Source organism: Cellulomonas sp. PhB150, assembly GCF_003755175.1.
GTDB lineage: Bacteria > Actinomycetota > Actinomycetes > Actinomycetales > Cellulomonadaceae > Cellulomonas.
The window spans coordinates 579,181-594,392 of the sequence record NZ_RKHX01000002.1; the positions used below are offsets into that span (position 1 = coordinate 579,181).

Annotated in this window: 15 protein-coding genes; 14 read left to right on the forward strand and 1 reads right to left on the reverse strand. The window is 73.3% G+C overall.

Translation table 11 applies throughout. The features are described 5' to 3' along the window. The first annotated feature begins 87 nt into the window (after positions 1–87). From EDF34_RS10065 to EDF34_RS10110, 10 genes are all read left to right on the forward strand, one after another. Entirely contained in the window at positions 88–579 is a 492-nt protein-coding gene (locus tag EDF34_RS10065) for a cell division protein SepF (RefSeq protein WP_123371198.1), read from the forward strand. A gap of 3 nt (positions 580–582) precedes the next feature. Further along, entirely contained in the window at positions 583–861 is a 279-nt protein-coding gene (locus tag EDF34_RS10070; protein WP_123371199.1) for a YggT family protein, read from the forward strand. Between the two features lie 161 nt (positions 862–1,022). Beyond that, complete coding sequence (locus tag EDF34_RS10075) at positions 1,023–1,718, forward strand: DivIVA domain-containing protein (RefSeq protein ID WP_123371341.1); 696 nt, start codon at positions 1,023–1,025, stop codon at positions 1,716–1,718. 136 nt (positions 1,719–1,854) lie between these two features. Then, on the forward strand, positions 1,855–2,310 hold the full coding sequence (locus tag EDF34_RS10080; protein WP_123371200.1) for a TraR/DksA family transcriptional regulator: 456 nt from the start codon (positions 1,855–1,857) through the stop codon (positions 2,308–2,310). Between the two features lie 20 nt (positions 2,311–2,330). Continuing rightward, positions 2,331–2,963 carry a signal peptidase II gene (lspA, locus tag EDF34_RS10085; protein ID WP_233575305.1) on the forward strand — a complete coding sequence of 211 codons (633 nt, stop codon included), beginning with the start codon at positions 2,331–2,333 and terminating at the stop codon, positions 2,961–2,963. Next, the gene (locus tag EDF34_RS10090; protein ID WP_123371201.1) at positions 2,956–3,891 is read left to right on the forward strand and encodes an RluA family pseudouridine synthase; all 936 of its coding nucleotides are present in this window, start codon (positions 2,956–2,958) and stop codon (positions 3,889–3,891) included. The genes lspA and EDF34_RS10090 overlap by 8 nt, the downstream gene beginning before the upstream one ends. Further along, positions 3,888–4,406 (forward strand): GNAT family N-acetyltransferase, encoded by a 519-nt coding sequence (locus tag EDF34_RS10095; RefSeq protein ID WP_233575306.1) that lies wholly within the window; start codon positions 3,888–3,890, stop codon positions 4,404–4,406. Before EDF34_RS10090 ends, EDF34_RS10095 begins: the two co-directional genes overlap by 4 nt. Positions 4,407–4,416: 10 nt before the next feature. Further along, positions 4,417–7,971, forward strand: coding sequence for a DNA polymerase III subunit alpha (dnaE, locus tag EDF34_RS10100; RefSeq protein ID WP_123371202.1), 3,555 nt, complete (start codon positions 4,417–4,419; stop codon positions 7,969–7,971). 38 nt (positions 7,972–8,009) lie between these two features. After that, positions 8,010–8,399 (forward strand): helix-turn-helix transcriptional regulator, encoded by a 390-nt coding sequence (locus EDF34_RS10105; protein WP_123371346.1) that lies wholly within the window; start codon positions 8,010–8,012, stop codon positions 8,397–8,399. Next, positions 8,396–8,938, forward strand: a complete 543-nt coding sequence (locus EDF34_RS10110; RefSeq protein WP_123371203.1) for an SRPBCC family protein — start codon at positions 8,396–8,398, stop codon at positions 8,936–8,938. The genes EDF34_RS10105 and EDF34_RS10110 overlap by 4 nt, the downstream gene beginning before the upstream one ends. On the opposite strand, the gene EDF34_RS10115 is transcribed toward EDF34_RS10110, so the two are convergent. Beyond that, on the reverse strand, positions 8,914–9,132 hold the full coding sequence (locus tag EDF34_RS10115; RefSeq protein ID WP_199737767.1) for an RNA-binding S4 domain-containing protein: 219 nt from the start codon (positions 9,130–9,132) through the stop codon (positions 8,914–8,916). The genes EDF34_RS10110 and EDF34_RS10115 overlap by 25 nt on opposite strands. Before the next feature lie 67 nt (positions 9,133–9,199). On the opposite strand from EDF34_RS10115, the gene hisD reads away from it, so the two are divergent. The 4 genes from hisD to EDF34_RS10135 all read left to right on the forward strand — a co-directional run bounded on the left by hisD (position 9,200) and on the right by EDF34_RS10135 (position 15,194). Next, the gene (hisD, locus tag EDF34_RS10120; RefSeq protein ID WP_123371205.1) at positions 9,200–10,522 is read left to right on the forward strand and encodes a histidinol dehydrogenase; all 1,323 of its coding nucleotides are present in this window, start codon (positions 9,200–9,202) and stop codon (positions 10,520–10,522) included. 111 nt (positions 10,523–10,633) lie between these two features. Beyond that, positions 10,634–11,641, forward strand: coding sequence for a 3-oxoacyl-ACP synthase III (locus tag EDF34_RS10125; protein WP_123371206.1), 1,008 nt, complete (start codon positions 10,634–10,636; stop codon positions 11,639–11,641). Further along, complete coding sequence (locus tag EDF34_RS10130) at positions 11,641–14,214, forward strand: alpha/beta fold hydrolase (protein ID WP_123371207.1); 2,574 nt, start codon at positions 11,641–11,643, stop codon at positions 14,212–14,214. The genes EDF34_RS10125 and EDF34_RS10130 overlap by 1 nt, the downstream gene beginning before the upstream one ends. Beyond that, positions 14,211–15,194: an NAD(P)-dependent oxidoreductase gene (locus tag EDF34_RS10135; RefSeq protein ID WP_255414186.1), complete on the forward strand. Its 984-nt coding sequence runs from the start codon at positions 14,211–14,213 to the stop codon at positions 15,192–15,194. Before EDF34_RS10130 ends, EDF34_RS10135 begins: the two co-directional genes overlap by 4 nt. Positions 15,195–15,212: the final 18 nt, after the last annotated feature.

Below are 15,212 nucleotides of genomic sequence, written 5' to 3' on the forward strand. Positions count from 1 at the left end.
CAACGAGACGGACCCGCCCTGATCCGGGGTCCGGACGCAGCACCACCTGTAGACACGCCGGAGCTTTCCGGGGGAGGGGCGAGGGCCATGGCCGGAGCACTGCGCAAGACGATGCTGTACCTCGGACTGGCCGACGACCGCGGCGAGCACGAGGAGTACCTCGACGAGTACGACGAGGGAGAGGCTGCTGTGGAGCACCAGGAGTACGAGGCCCAGGTCACGCCGCTGCGTCCGACGCGCGTCGCCACCACGCCCCAGCACGAGGCGCACGGCGCCGTGTCGCAGGCGGGCGAGCTGCGCCGCATCACGACGATCCACCCGCGCTCGTACAACGACGCGCGCAAGATTGGCGAGGCGTTCCGCGAGGGCACGCCCGTGATCATGAACCTCACCGACATGGACGACGCGGACGCCAAGCGGCTCGTCGACTTCTCGGCCGGCCTCATCTTCGGCCTGCACGGCGCGATCGAGCGGGTCACCGCCAAGGTGTTCCTGCTCTCGCCGTCGCACGTCGAGGTGTCGGGCGAGGCGCCCGCCGCCGAGCCGCCGACGCGTGCCGGTTTCTTCAACCAGAGCTGACGCGTGCGGACAGTCCTGGACGTCGCGTACCTGGCGCTGCTGCTCTTCTTCATCCTGCTGCTCGTCCGCCTGGTGCTGGACTGGGTGATGGTGTTCGCGCGCTCGTGGAAGCCCACGGGCGTCGCGCTCGTCATCGCCGAGGCCACGTACACGGTCACCGACCCGCCGCTGCGGCTGCTGCGTCGTGTGATCCCGCCGCTGCGGATCGGGGCGATCTCGCTCGATCTCGCGTTCCTCGTGCTCTTCCTGCTCTGCTCCGTGGGGCTCTCGCTGCTGAGGTGACCAACGCGACAGACGGCAGCCCGGTGTTCACCGTGCCGGGCGAAACGCCGTCGAGATCGTCGCTGCCAGGGCGTGCTGCCCAGGCAATGTCCGCTACGGTGGCCCGAGGTGGTCGGTGGACTGCCCCGGCCTGACCAGTTCGACCGACAGAGGTGACGACCATGGCGCTGCTGACCGCAGACGAGGTGCTGAACAAGAAGTTCCAGGCGACCAAGTTCCGCGAGGGCTACGACCAGGACGAGGTCGACGACTTCCTGGACGAGGTCGTCAACACGCTCCGTGACATCCAGGGCGAGAACGACGACCTGAAGACCAAGCTGGCCGCCGCGGAGCGCCGCATCGCCGAGCTGAGCCGCGCGGGTGCCCAGCAGGCCGCGCCGGCCCCCAAGCCGGAGCCGACGCCCGAGCCGACGCCCGAGCCCGTCCCGGCCCCCGCGCCGGTCGCGGCCGCGCCGGCCCCTGTGGCCGCGCCGATCGTCGCCCCGGTGGCGGCGCCCCAGCGCGGCAACGAGCCCGAGTCGGCGACCGGCATGCTCGCGCTCGCCCAGAAGCTGCACGACGACTACGTGCGCAGCGGCCAGGAGGAGTCCGAGCGGCTCGTCGCGGACGCGAAGAACCAGGCCACGCGCATCGTGCGGGAGGCCGAGGAGACGTCGCAGCGCACGCTCGGCCAGCTCGAGCAGGAGCGGTCGCTCCTCGAGCGCAAGATCGACGAGCTGCGGGTCTTCGAGCGCGACTACCGCACGCGCCTGAAGAGCTACCTCGAGAACCTGCTCGGCGACCTGGACAACCGGGGCAGCGCGCTGCCGCCGCGTTCGGGTCAGTCCCAGCCGGGCACCGAGGCTCACAACCTCTGACGCCGACGCGCCCCGCGGGACGCGTCGCACCAGGTCAGCAGCAGCACGCCACGCCGGATTCACCCGGCGTGGCGTGTTGTGTCCCTAGTCCCGCACGCCTACAGTCACGTGACCTTGACAGACAGGGGGCACCGTCGTGGCCAACGACTCGCTCAGCACCGTCGACCTGACCGACTCCAAGGACTTCGCCAAGCTCGTGCGCGGCTTCCCCGTCCGGGACGGTGAGAAGGCATGGACCGTACGAGAGGTGCGCGACGTCGCCGACGAGCTCACCTCGGACATCGACCGCCTGACCTCGGAGCTCGCCGCGGCGGACGCGGAGCTCTCCGACCTGCTGCGCAACTCCGGTGACGGTGCGGGTGACGACCAGGCGGACTCCGGCTCGTCGGCGCTCGAGCGCGAGCAGGAGCTCGCGCTCGTCAACAGCACGCGCGACATGCTGGGCCAGACCCGTCGGGCGCTCGCCCGGATCCAGGTCGGCACGTTCGGCACCTGCGAGTCCTGCGGGCTGGCCATCGGCAAGGCCCGCGTGCAGGCCTTCCCGCGCGCGACGCTCTGCGTGGTGTGCAAGCAGCGGGAGGAGCGGCGCTGAGGCGCCCGTAGACTCCTGCGGTGCCCTCCAGCAGCCCGACCACCCGTTCCTCCGTGGCGCGCCGACGCCTGATCGCCACGCTCGTCGTCGTGACGGTCGTCGTGCTCGTCGTCGACCAGCTCACCAAGGCCTGGGCGCTGCGCTCGCTGACGCCCGGCGAGCGCACCGACATCATCGGTGACCTGCTCGGCTTCCAGCTCGTGTTCAACCCGGGTGCCGCGCTCTCGATCGCCACGGGCATGACGTGGGTGCTGACGATCGTCGCGATCGTGGTGGTCGTCGTCATCGCGCGCGCGTCGCGGAAGATCGGCTCGGCGCTGTGGGCCGTCGCGCTCGGGCTGCTGCTCGGCGGTGCGCTCGGCAACCTCGTCGACCGCATGGTCCGTGACCCCGGGGTCGCGCGCGGTCACGTCGTCGACTTCATCGCGTACGCGGACTTCTTCGTCGGGAACGTCGCCGACATCGCCATCGTCGTGGCGGCCGTGCTGATCGTCCTCGCGGTGGTGCTCGGCATCCACCTCGACGGGACGCGGGACGGTGCGCGCGACCTCGAGACGACCGACCATGCGGCCGACGAGCCCGCGCCCGCCGCCCCCGCCCCGGCCGCCCCCGCGCCGGCACGCACCGAGGACGAGGCGCAGGCCGGTGCCTGACACCCGCGCGCTGCCCGTGCCCGACGGGCTGGCCGGCGAGCGCGTCGACGCCGCCCTCGCGCGCCTCCTGGGCCTGTCCCGCACCCGCGCGGCCGAGATCGCCGCGGCCGGTGGCGTGCGCGTGGACGGTCGCGAGGTCGGCAAGTCCGACCGCCTCGTCGCGGGCGCGTGGCTCGAGGTGGAGATCCCGGACGTCGCGCCCGTCTCCCTCGAGGTGGTCGCCGAGCCCGTGCCCGGGATGGTCGTCGTGTATGACGACGACGACCTCGTGGTCGTCAACAAGCCCGTCGGCGTCGCGGCGCACCCCTCGCCCGGCTGGACCGGGCCCACGGTCGTCGGCGCGCTGGCTGCGGTGGGCTACCGCATCTCGACGTCGGGCTCGGCGGAGCGGCAGGGCATCGTCCACCGGCTCGACGCCGGCACGAGCGGACTGATGGTCGTCGCGAAGAGCGAGCACGCCTACACGGTGCTCAAGCGCGCGTTCAAGGAGCGCACGGTCGAGAAGGTCTACCACGCGCTCGTCCAGGGCCACCCGGAGCCGACGACGGGCACCATCGACGCGCCCATCGGCCGGCACCCGAGCTCGGACTGGAAGTTCGCGGTGGTGGCCGACGGCAAGCCGTCGATCACCCACTACGAGGTGCTCGAGATGCTCCCGTCCGCCTCCCTCGTGGAGGTGCACCTGGAGACGGGCCGCACGCACCAGATCCGGGTGCACTTCGCGGCGACGCGGCACCCGTGCGTCGGCGACCTGACCTACGGCGCGGACCCGTCGCTCGCGGCCCGCGTCGGGCTGACGCGGCAGTGGCTGCACGCCATGCGGCTCGGCTTCCACCACCCCAGCACGGGGGAGTGGCTCGAGCTGACCAGCGAGTACCCCGAGGACCTCGCGCGGTCGCTGGCGGTGCTGCAGGACGGGTACGTGTGACCACCGTCGTCCGGGTGGACTCGCCCGAGCGGCGCGCCGCGATGACTGCGATCCGGATGACCGTGTTCGTCGAGGAGCAGCACGTCGACCCGGCGCGCGAGATCGACGCGCTGGACGACGACCCGACGACGGTGCACGTCCTGGCGCTCGCCGACGACGGCACCCCGCTGGGCACGGCTCGGCTGCTCGCGCCGCACCACGGCGGCGAGCCAGCCCACATCGGCCGTGTCGCGGTCAGCGCCGCGGCGCGCGGGCTCGGCGTCGGCGCGATGCTCATGACGGATCTCGAGGCGCGGGCGCTGGACCTGTTCGGTGCGCCCCTCGACGGCGTCCGGGCGGTCGCCGTCGAGCTCAGCGCGCAGGAGCAGGCGCTCGGCTTCTACGCCCGACTGGGGTACGTCGCCCGGCCGGAGCGGTACCTCGACGAGGACATCTGGCACCGCGACGCGGTGAAGATCGTCACGTCCTCGGACACAGGTCGCGGGTCGCCCGGGAGTGTCGGCGCGGGCACGTAGGATCGCCCGCATGGCTGCTGCTGGGGGTTCCGACTTCGTCCACCTCCACGTGCACACCGAGTACTCGATGCTCGACGGCGCGGCCCGTCTGGGCGACCTGTTCACCGAGGTCGAGCGCGTCGGCCAGACCGCGATCGCGACCACGGACCACGGCTACCTGTTCGGCGCGTTCGACTTCTGGGCCAAGGCCACGGCCGCCGGGATCAAGCCCATCATCGGCGTCGAGGCGTACGTCACGCCGGGCACCAGCCGGTTCGACCAGACCCGTGTGCGGTTCGGCCAGCAGGGCCAGGAGAAGGACGACGTCTCGGCCCGCGGCTCGTACACGCACATGACGCTGCTGGCCCGGAACAACGAGGGCCTGCACAACCTCATGCGCGCCTCGTCGCTGGCCTCGCTCGAGGGCCAGATGGGCAAGTGGCCGCGCATGGACCGCGACCTGCTCGAGCGCTACGGCAAGGGCCTGATCGCGACCACCGGGTGCCCGTCGGGCGAGGTGCAGACCCGCCTCCGCCTGGGCCAGTGGGACGAGGCCGTGCGCGCCGCAGGCGAGCTGCAGGACCTGTTCGGCAAGGACTTCTACTACGTCGAGCTCATGGACCACGGGCTCGACATCGAGACGCGCGTCATCAAGGACCTGCTGCGTCTGGCGGAGACGATCGGCGCGCCGGTCGTCGCGACCAACGACCTGCACTACGTGCGCGAGGAGGACGCCGGCTCGCAGGAGGCGCTGCTCGCCATCAACTCGGGGTCCGCGCTCACCGAGCCGAGCTACGAGCAGGGCGGCAACCGCTTCGCGTTCGAGGGCTCGGGCTACTACGTCAAGTCCGCCGACGAGATGCGCCGCGTCTGGTCCGAGCTGCCCGAGGCCTGCGACAACACGCTGCGCATCGCCGAGCAGTGCGAGGTCTCGTTCAACACCTCGGCCAACTACATGCCGAACTACCCGGTCCCGGCCGGGGAGGACGAGACCAGCTGGTTCGTGAAGGAGGTCGAGACCGGCCTGCACGTGCGCTACCCGGACGGCATCCCCGACGACGTGCGCCAGCAGGCGGAGTTCGAGACCGAGGTCATCACCTCGATGGGCTTCCCGGGCTACTTCCTCGTGGTCGCCGACTTCATCAACTGGGCCAAGGACAACGGCATCCGCGTCGGCCCGGGCCGTGGTTCGGGCGCCGGCTCGATGGCCGCGTACGCGATGCGCATCACCGACCTGGACCCGCTCCAGCACGGCCTGATCTTCGAGCGGTTCCTCAACCCGGACCGCGTCTCCATGCCCGACTTCGACGTCGACTTCGACGAGCGCCGTCGTGGCGAGGTCATCCGGTACGTGACGGACAAGTACGGCGAGGACCGCGTCGCCCAGATCGTCACCTACGGCACCATCAAGGCAAAGCAGGCGCTCAAGGACTCCGCCCGGCTGCTCGGCATGCCGTTCGCGATGGGGGAGAAGCTCACCAAGGCGATGCCGCCCGCGATCATGGGCAAGGACATCTCGCTCACGGGCATCTTCGACCCGTCGGACAAGCGGTACTCCGAGGCCGAGGAGTTCCGCCAGGTGCACGCGGCGGACCCGGACGCGCAGCGCGTGGTCGAGCTGGCCAAGGGCATCGAGGGGCTGAAGCGCCAGTGGGGCGTGCACGCCGCCGGCGTCATCATGTCCAGCGACCCGCTGATCGACATCATCCCGATCATGCGCCGCCCGCAGGACGGCGCGGTCATCACGCAGTTCGACTACCCGACGTCCGAGGGCCTCGGCCTGATCAAGATGGACTTCCTCGGGCTGCGCAACCTGACGATCCTCGACGACGCGCTCGAGAACATCGTGATGAACGGCAAGGAGCCGGTGGTCCTCGAGGACCTCGAGCTCACCGACCGCTCGACCTACGAGCTGCTGGGCCGCGGTGACACGCTGGGCGTGTTCCAGCTCGACGGCGGCGGCATGCGGTCCCTGCTGCGGCTCATGCGCCCCGACAACTTCGAGGACATCTCGGCCGTCGGTGCGCTGTACCGGCCCGGACCGATGGGCGCGAACTCGCACACGAACTACGCGCTGCGCAAGACCGGCGCGCAGCAGGTCACGCCGATCCATCCCGAGCTCGAGGAGCCGCTCGCGGAGATCCTCGGCACGACGTACGGCCTGATCGTGTACCAGGAGCAGGTCATGGCGATCGCCCAGCGCGTCGCCGGGTACTCGCTCGGGCAGGCCGACATCCTGCGCCGCGCGATGGGCAAGAAGAAGAAGTCGGAGCTGGACAAGCAGTTCGAGGGCTTCTCGGGCGGCATGATCGAGCGCGGCTACTCGATGGCCGCGGTGCAGACGCTGTGGGACATCCTGCTGCCGTTCTCCGACTACGCCTTCAACAAGGCGCACTCGGCCGCGTACGGCGTCATCTCCTACTGGACGGCCTACCTCAAGGCCAACTACCCGACCGAGTACATGGCCGCGCTGCTGACCAGCGTGCGCGACGACAAGGACAAGTCGGCGCTGTACCTCGGCGAGTGCCGGCACATGGGCATCACGGTCCTGCCGCCCGACGTCAACTCGTCGGCGGCCAACTTCACGGCCGTCGGCACCGACATCCGGTTCGGCCTGACCGCGGTGCGCAACGTCGGCGCCAACGTCGTCGACGCGATCGTGCGCTCGCGCGAGGAGAAGGGCGAGTTCGCCTCGTTCACGGACTTCCTCGACAAGGTGCCGGCCGTCGTCTGCAACAAGCGGACCATCGAGTCGCTCATCAAGGCGGGGGCGTTCGACTCCCTCGGACACCCACGCCGCGCGCTCCTGCTGGTGCACGAGCAGGCCGTGGACGCCGTGATCGGCGTCAAGCGCAAGGAGGCCGAGGGGCAGTTCGACCTGTTCGCCGACGTGTTCGGCGGTGACGACGACCCCGGGTTCGCGGTCGCGATCCCGGACCTGCCCGACTGGGACAAGAAGCAGCGGCTGGCCTTCGAGCGCGAGATGCTCGGCCTGTACGTCTCCGACCACCCGCTGTCCGGCATCGAGCACGTGCTCGCGGCGGCCGCGGACGTCTCGATCGCCACCCTGATGGCCGACGAGCAGCGGCCGGACGGCTCGACGGTCGTCATCGCCGGGCTCATCACGTCGCTGCAGCGCAAGATGTCGAAGCAGGGCAACCCGTGGGCCGCGGTGACGATCGAGGACATGGAGGGCTCCGTCGAGATCATGTTCTTCGGCGAGACCTACCTGGCCTACTCCACGGTGCTCGCCGAGGACGCCGTGGTCGTCGTGCGCGGCCGGGTGCGCCGTCGGGACGAGACGATGCAGCTGCAGGCCATGGAGGTCTCGCTGCCCGACGTGTCGGTCACCGCGGACTCACCCGTCGTCGTCTCGATGGCGGTCGCCCGCTGCACGCCGCCGCTCGTCGAGCGACTGCGCGAGGTGCTGTCCACGCACCCCGGCGTCACCGAGGTCCACCTGCGCCTGACGCAGCCGGGGCGGGCGACGGTCATGCGGCTCGACGACGGCCTGCGCGTCGAGCGGTCGCCCTCGCTGTTCGGCGACCTCAAGGCGCTGCTCGGTCCGAGCTGCCTCGCGTCTTAACTCTTGCGTTATATAACCTGGGGTGCAAACATCGGGTGATGCACCCGATGGACGCGCTGGGGGACCCGGTCCGACGCCGGCTGGTCGAGCTGCTGGCCGACGGCCGGCGGCCCGCGGGCGAGCTCGCCGCCGCCGTGGGGGCGGAGTTCGGCATCAGCCAGCCCGCCACCTCGCGCCACCTGCGCGTGCTGCGGGAGGCGGGCGTGGTCGAGGCCGAGGTGCGCGGGCCCGTACGGCTGTACGCGGTGCGTTCCGAGCCGCTCGACGACCTCGCGGCGTGGGTCGACGACGTGCGCCGGTTCTGGTCGACGCGCCTGGACGCCTTGGACACCGAGATCGCCCGGGGTCGGCGGGCTTCCGCCGGTCGACCCGCACCCGCCGGCCGACAAGCGGCCGCCGGCCCGACTGCAGCGGAGGACCCGAGATGACGAACGACGTCCGAGCCACGCTCAGCCCGTTCCGGGACGGCACCGCCGTGCTGTTCGAGCGGCGGTACGCCACGACGACCGACGACCTGTGGGACGCCGTCACCACCCCCGAGCGGCTCGCGCGATGGCTGGGTCCCGTCTACGGCGACCTCCGGGCCGGCGGCTCCTACGAGCTGCGCATGGGGGAGGACCTCCCGGGCGCGGCCGAGAACGCCGTCGGCGAGATCCGGGACTGCGACGCCCCGCACATGTTCTCCGTGACGTGGCGCTTCCCCGGAGAGGAGCAGACCTTCGTCATCGTGAGCGTCAGCCCGGACGACGACGGTGCCGTGCTCCAGCTCCAGCACTACGGCCTGACCCCGGCGGGTGCGCGCGGGTACGCCGGTGGGTGGCACGCGAGCCTCGACCAGCTGACGGACCACGTGGCCGGCGTGCCGGTGCGGTCCTGGCAGGAGGCGTTCGACGCGGCGCTGCCGCTCTACCGGGAGGGCGAGACCGGTGACACGGGCGGCGGTCAGCCGACCGTGGCCTCCTCGTAGCCGCCGGGCAGGTCGACCTCGACGACGTCTCCCTTGACCAGCTGGCGGCCGCGGCGGGTCTCGTCCTCGCCGTTGACGGTCACCGCGCCGTCGTCGAGCAGGGCGCGGGCGTGGGCGCCCGACTCGGCGAGGTTGGCCAGCTTGAGGAACTGACCGAGGCGGATCGAGTCGTCCGTGATGGGCACCGTGATCATGCGCACAGTCTGCCCGTGATGCGGCCCTGCCGGGCCCGCGTCCAGCCCAGCGGCATACACTCGGCCGGTGATCTCCCGCATCGACCTGCGCGGTCGCGCCCTGTCGCGCCGCGAGCTCCTCGCCGAGCTCCCGCGCGCCGAGGTCGACGTCGAGCACGCGGGCGAGGTCGTCGCGCCCCTGCTGGACGACGTCCGCCGGCGCGGGGCCGCCGCCCTGCGTGACCTGGCCGAGCGGTTCGACGGCGTGCGACCCGAGCACCTGCGCGTGCCCGCGAAGACCATCGCCGCGGCGGTCGACGTCCTCGACCCGGACGTGCGGGCCGCGCTGGACGAGACGATCAGCCGCGTCCGGGCCGTGCACGCCGCACAGGTCCCGCAGGGCTTCACCGTGCAGGTCGCCCCCGGCGCGCAGGTCCGCCAGCGCTGGATCCCCGTCCGCCGCGTGGGCCTCTACGTGCCCGGTGGGCTGGCCGTCTACCCGTCCTCGGTGATCATGAACGTCGTCGCGGCCCAGGCCGCGGGCGTCGGCTCGCTCGCGGTCGCGTCCCCGCCGCAGAAGGACCGCGACGGCCTCCCGGACGCGGTCGTGCTGGCCACGTGCGCGCTGCTCGGTGTCGACGAGGTGTACGCCGTCGGCGGCGCGCAGGCGGTCGGCATGTTCGCCTACGGCGCGGCAGGCTCCGACGAGGTCGACGGCGAGACGCTGTGCGAGCCCGTCGACGTCGTGACCGGCCCGGGCAACGTCTACGTCGCCGCGGCCAAGAGGCTCGTGCGCGGCGTCGTCGGCATCGACTCCGAGGCCGGCCCGACCGAGATCGCGATCCTGGCCGACGGCACCGCCGACGCGGGCCACGTCGCCGCGGACCTGGTCTCGCAGGCCGAGCACGACCCGCTCGCCGCGGCCGTCCTCGTGACGCCGAGCGCGGAGCTCGCGGGCGCGGTCGAGGCCAAGCTGGCCGACCGCACCGAGGCGACCTTCCACCGCGGCCGCGTCGCGCAGGCGCTGGACGGCTCGCAGTCCGCGATCGTGCTCGTCGACGACCTCGAGCAGGGGCTGGCCGTGGTCAACGCCTACGGCGCCGAGCACCTCGAGATCCAGACGGCGGACGCCGCGGAGGTGGCGGAGCGCGTCACGAGCGCGGGCGCCATCTTCGTCGGTCCGTACTCGCCCGTGTCGTTGGGCGACTACATGGCCGGCTCGAACCACGTGCTCCCCACCGGGGGCTGCGCACACTTCACCAGCGGGCTCGGTGTCCACTCGTTCCTGCGCGCCGTGCAGGTCATCGAGTACGACGCGGACGCGCTGGGCGAGGTGGCGGACCGGATCGTCGCGCTGGCGGAGGCCGAGGGTCTCCCCGCACACGGCGAGGCGGTACGCGCGCGCTTCTGACGGTGCGGGCCGTTGGCCTGCACCGTCGCCCGGGGAGTAGCACAGTAGGAGCAGGACGAACGCGCCCGTGCAGCGCGAGGGAAGTGGGCGCATCCAGTGACCGGTAATGCCATGTTCGAGCACCGAGACGTCGCGCTGCTGGCGGTGACGGCCGTCGAGGCGCCCGTCGTCATGCCCTCGCAGCGGTTCGACGAGCAGCTCGCGAGCACCCTCAAGCGGCTCCGGCTGCCCAAGGGCCTGCTGCGCCGCGTCGCCGGCGTGACCGAGCGCCGCTGGTGGGATGACGGGACGACGTTCGACGACGCCGCCACCCAGGCCGCCGCCAAGGCGCTCGCCGAGTCGGGCGTCGACCCCGGCGAGGTCGGGCTGCTCATCAACACCTCGGTGACCCGCACCCATCTCGAGCCGTCGGTCGCCTCGCGCATCCACGACGGGCTCGGCCTGCCGTCGAGCGCGCTGAACTTCGACATCACCAACGCGTGCCTCGGCTTCGTCAACGGGCTGACGCTCGCCGCCCAGCTCATCGACGCCGGTCAGATCCGCTACGCCGTGATCGTCGACGGCGAGGACCCGCGCCCCACGCAGGAGGCGACGATCCGGCGCCTGTCGCGCGAGGACTCCACGCGCGACGACTTCCTGCGGGAGTTCGCGACGCTGACGCTCGGAGCGGGCGCCGCGGCCGCGGTGCTCGGCCCGGCGAGCCTGCACCCGGGCGCGCACCGCGTGCTCGGCGGGGTCTCGCGCGCCGCGACGCAGCACCACACGCTGTGCGTCGGCGGCCCCGACGGCATGTCGACGGACCCGCAGGGCCTGCTCGACGGCGGGCTCGAGCTCGTCGTCGAGGCGTGGAACGAGGCCGAGCCGCGCTGGAACTGGAACGCCGCCGACCGGTTCATCACGCACCAGGTCTCCACCGTGCACACCACGTCGATCGTCGACGCCCTGGGCCTCGACCGGCGCCGCGTGCCGACGACGTACCCGCGCTGGGGCAACGTCGGCCCCGCGTCGCTGCCGATGACCCTGGCCGCCGAGGCGGACTCGCTCAGCGCGGGCGACCGCGTGGTCTGCATGGGCGTCGGCTCCGGGCTGAACACCGCGATGACGGAGATCGTCTGGTGATGCCGGCGACGACGGTGGCCACGCTCGCACCGAGCGGGCTGCCGGGGCTCGACCCTGCCTGGTCGCGCGTGGTCCGGACGCCCTCGGGCGCCTGGCACGTGCTAGACAACGCCGCGCACCTCACGGCCGAGCCCGTCGGGACCCTGCTGTGCGTGCACGGCAACCCCACCTGGTCGTACCTGTGGCGGACGTTCGTCGCGGCCGCCACGGCGGCCGAGCGGCCGTGGCGCGTGATCGCGGTGGACCAGCTCGACATGGGCTTCTCGCAGCGCACCGGAGACACGCACCTGCTTGCCGACCGCGTGCGCGAGCTCGGCGAGCTCACGGACACGCTCGGACTGGCCGGCCCGGTCGTCACCGCCGGGCACGACTGGGGAGGCTCGATCAGCCTCGGCTGGGCCGTCGACCACCCCGAGCTGCTCGCCGGCGTGGTCCTGCTGAACACCGCGGTCTTCCAGCCGCTCGCCGAGCGCGCCCCCGCCGCCCTGCGTCCCGTCATGGTCCCGGGCGTGCGGCAGGCCGCGACGGTCACGACCACCGGCTTCATCGACACCACGCTCGCGCTGGCCCACCCGCGCCTCGACGGCGCTGTGCGCCACGCCTTCCGCGCGCCGTACCGCACCGCCGCGCGCCGTACCGCGGTCGGCGACTTCGTCGCGGACATCCCGGCGGTCGCCGACCACCCCAGCCGCCCCGAGCTGGAGCGGATCGCGGCCGGCGTCAGCGAGCTCGACGTGCCCGCGCTGCTGGCATGGGGCGCGCGCGACCCGGTGTTCTCCGACCGCTTCCTGCGCGACCTGCAGGATCGCCTCCCGCACGCCGACGTGCACCGGTACCCGACCGCGGGCCACCTGGTCGCGGAGGACGAGGACGTCGCGACCGGCGTGCTGCGCTGGCTCGACGCCCGCGTCGCCGCGCCCGCCGTCCAGCCGCCGGCGCCCGAGCCTGCCCCCGTCCGCCTGCTCGGCGCGACCCTGACCGAGCGCGCGGACGACGACGGCCCGGCGCTCGTCGAGCTGCACGGCGACACCTCCCGCACCGTCTCGTGGCGCGCCCTGGCGCGCCGTACCGAGGAGATCGCGCGCGGCCTGGCCGTGATCGGCGTCCGCCCGGGGGACCGCGTCGCGGTGCTCGTGCCGCCCGGTGCCGACCTGACCGCGGTCCTCTACGCGTGCCTGCGGCTCGGTGCGGTCGTCGTGGTGGCGGACGCGGGGCTGGGTGTCGGCGCGCTCTCGCGCGCGGTCAAGGCGGCCGAGCCCGTGGCCGTGATCGGCATCGAGCGGGCGCTGCTCGCCGCGAAGGCGTTCCGGTGGGCTCCCACGCTCGTCGCCGCAGGTCCGATCCACCGCCGGGCCCGCGCCGCGCTCGGTGTGGAGGCGACCCTGGTGGAGCTGGCCGACCTGGGTGCCGTCTCCGACGTGGAGCTCGCGTGGCCCGACGGCGACGACGAGGCCGCGGTGCTGTTCACCTCGGGATCGACCGGGCCGGCCAAGGGAGTCGTCTACACGCAGCGCGGCCTGGCGGGCATGCGCGACGCCGTCGCGCGGACCTACGGGATCTCGGCCGAGCGCTCGTTCGTCGCCGCGTTCGCGCCCTTCGCGCTGCTCGGCCCGGCGCTCGGGGCCACGAGCGTCAGCCCGGACATGGACGTGACCGCACCGCGCACGCTGACCGCCGCCGCGCTGGCCGCGGCCGTGCGCGCCGTGGACGGCGCCGTCGTGTTCGCCTCGCCGGCCGCGCTCGCGGGCATCCTGGCCACGCAGGACGAGGCGTCCGACGACGACCGTGCCGCGCTGGCCGGCGTCGAGACGCTGCTGTCGGCGGGCGCGCCCGTGCCCGCCGACCTGCTGCTGGCCGTGCGCGAGGTGCTGCCCGCGGCCCGCCTGCACACGCCGTACGGCATGACCGAGATGCTGCCGGTCACCGACATCGAGCTCGACGAGATCCTCGCGGCCGGCGACGGCCCGGGCGTGTGCGTCGGTCGGCCGGTCGAGGGCGCGCGCGTCGCGATCAGCGCGCTGTCCGACGAGGGCGTAGCGGTCGGCGTCCCGGACGGCACCGCGGACGTGCTCGGCGAGATCCTCGTGACCGGCCCGCACCTCAAGGACCGCTACGACCGGCTGTGGTTCACGCAGGACGCGTCCGCGCGCGACGCCGGCTGGCACCGCACGGGCGACGTCGGGCGGCTCGACGCCGAGGGGCGGCTCTGGGTCGAGGGCCGGCTCGCGCACGTCGTCGCGAGCGACCGCGGCGTGGTGACGCCCGTCGCGCCCGAGCGGCTCGTCGACGCGCTCGACGGCGTCGCCCGCTCGGCGGTCGTCGGGGTGGGCCCGCGGGGCACCCAGCAGCTCGTCGTGGTCGTCGAGCCCGACGAGCCCGCGCGGGCCGGCCTGGCCGACCCGGACCTCGCGGGGCGCGTCAGGCGGGCGCTGGCCGGCCTGCCCGTGCCGGTCGCCGCGGTGCTCGTCGTCCCAGGGCTGCCCACCGACCTGCGGCACAACTCGAAGATCGACCGCACCCGGCTGGCCGGCTGGGCCGCCGCGGTGCTCGCCGGACGGCGGGCCCGCCTGTGAGGACCGTGCTGGTCACCGGCGCGAGCGGCATGCTCGGCGGCGCGGTCGCCGCGCGGCTCGTGGCCGACGGGTGGGACGTCCGCACGCTGCAGCGCCGCCCCTCGGGCGTGGCAGGCGCGCACGACGAGCTCGGGTCGGTCACCGACGCGGAGGCCGTCGCCCGTGCGGTCACCGGCGCCGAGGCGGTCGTCCACCTCGCCGCGAAGGTCGACATCGTCGGGCCCGAGGACGAGTACCGCATGATCAACGTCGAGGGCACCCGGACGGTGCTCGACGCCGCGCGTGCCGCGGGCGTGGCCCGTGTCGTCTACGTCTCCTCGCCGTCGGTCGCCCACACGGGCGCGTCGCTCGTCGGCGCCGGTGCCGGCCCCGCCGAGCCGGCCCACGCGCGCGGACCCTACGCGCGCACCAAGGCCGCCGCCGAGCAGCTCGCGCTCGCCGCCGACCAGCCCGGGTTCCGGGTCGTCGCCGTCCGCCCGCACGTCGTGTGGGGGCCGGGGGACACCCAGCTCGTCGGCCGCATCGTCGACCGCGCCCGCGCGGGCCGGCTGCCGATCCTCGGCACGGGTGCCCCCCTCATCGACACGACCTACGTGGACAACGCCGTCGACGCGCTCGTCGCGGCCCTGGTCGCTCCCGCCGACTCCTACGGTCAGGCGTACGTCGTGACGAACGGCGAGCCGCGCCCGGTCCGCGAGCTGATCGACGCGATCTGCGCCGCCAGCGGCGTCCCGGTCCCGCGGCGACGCGTGCCCGCCGCGCTCGCTCGCGCCGCCGGTGCGGGCCTCGACGCCGCGTGGGCGCACCTCCCGCTGCCCGGCGAGCCGCCTCTGACGCGGTTCGTCGCCGAGCAGCTGTCCACCGCGCACTGGTTCGACCAGCGGCGCACGCGCGAGGCGCTCGGGTGGGAGCCGCGCGTGAGCGTCGACGAGGGCATCGCGCGGCTGGCGGCGCACGCGCGCGCGGCTGTGGACGCCTGACCGGCACGGACGCGCACG

What these genes read in the sequence shown, in the direction of transcription:
- EDF34_RS10065 (WP_123371198.1), top strand. Translation starts at nt 88, where the DNA reads ATGGCCGGAGCACTGCGCAAGACGATGCTGTACCTCGGACTGGCCGAC.
- EDF34_RS10075 (WP_123371341.1), top strand. Translation starts at nt 1,023, where the DNA reads ATGGCGCTGCTGACCGCAGACGAGGTGCTGAACAAGAAGTTCCAGGCG.
- dnaE (WP_123371202.1), top strand. Translation starts at nt 4,417, where the DNA reads ATGGCTGCTGCTGGGGGTTCCGACTTCGTCCACCTCCACGTGCACACC.
- EDF34_RS10105 (WP_123371346.1), top strand. Translation starts at nt 8,010, where the DNA reads ATGCACCCGATGGACGCGCTGGGGGACCCGGTCCGACGCCGGCTGGTC.
- EDF34_RS10110 (WP_123371203.1), top strand. Translation starts at nt 8,396, where the DNA reads ATGACGAACGACGTCCGAGCCACGCTCAGCCCGTTCCGGGACGGCACC.
- EDF34_RS10115 (WP_199737767.1), bottom strand. Translation starts at nt 9,132, where the DNA reads ATGATCACGGTGCCCATCACGGACGACTCGATCCGCCTCGGTCAGTTC.
- EDF34_RS10125 (WP_123371206.1), top strand. Translation starts at nt 10,634, where the DNA reads ATGTTCGAGCACCGAGACGTCGCGCTGCTGGCGGTGACGGCCGTCGAG.
- EDF34_RS10130 (WP_123371207.1), top strand. Translation starts at nt 11,641, where the DNA reads ATGCCGGCGACGACGGTGGCCACGCTCGCACCGAGCGGGCTGCCGGGG.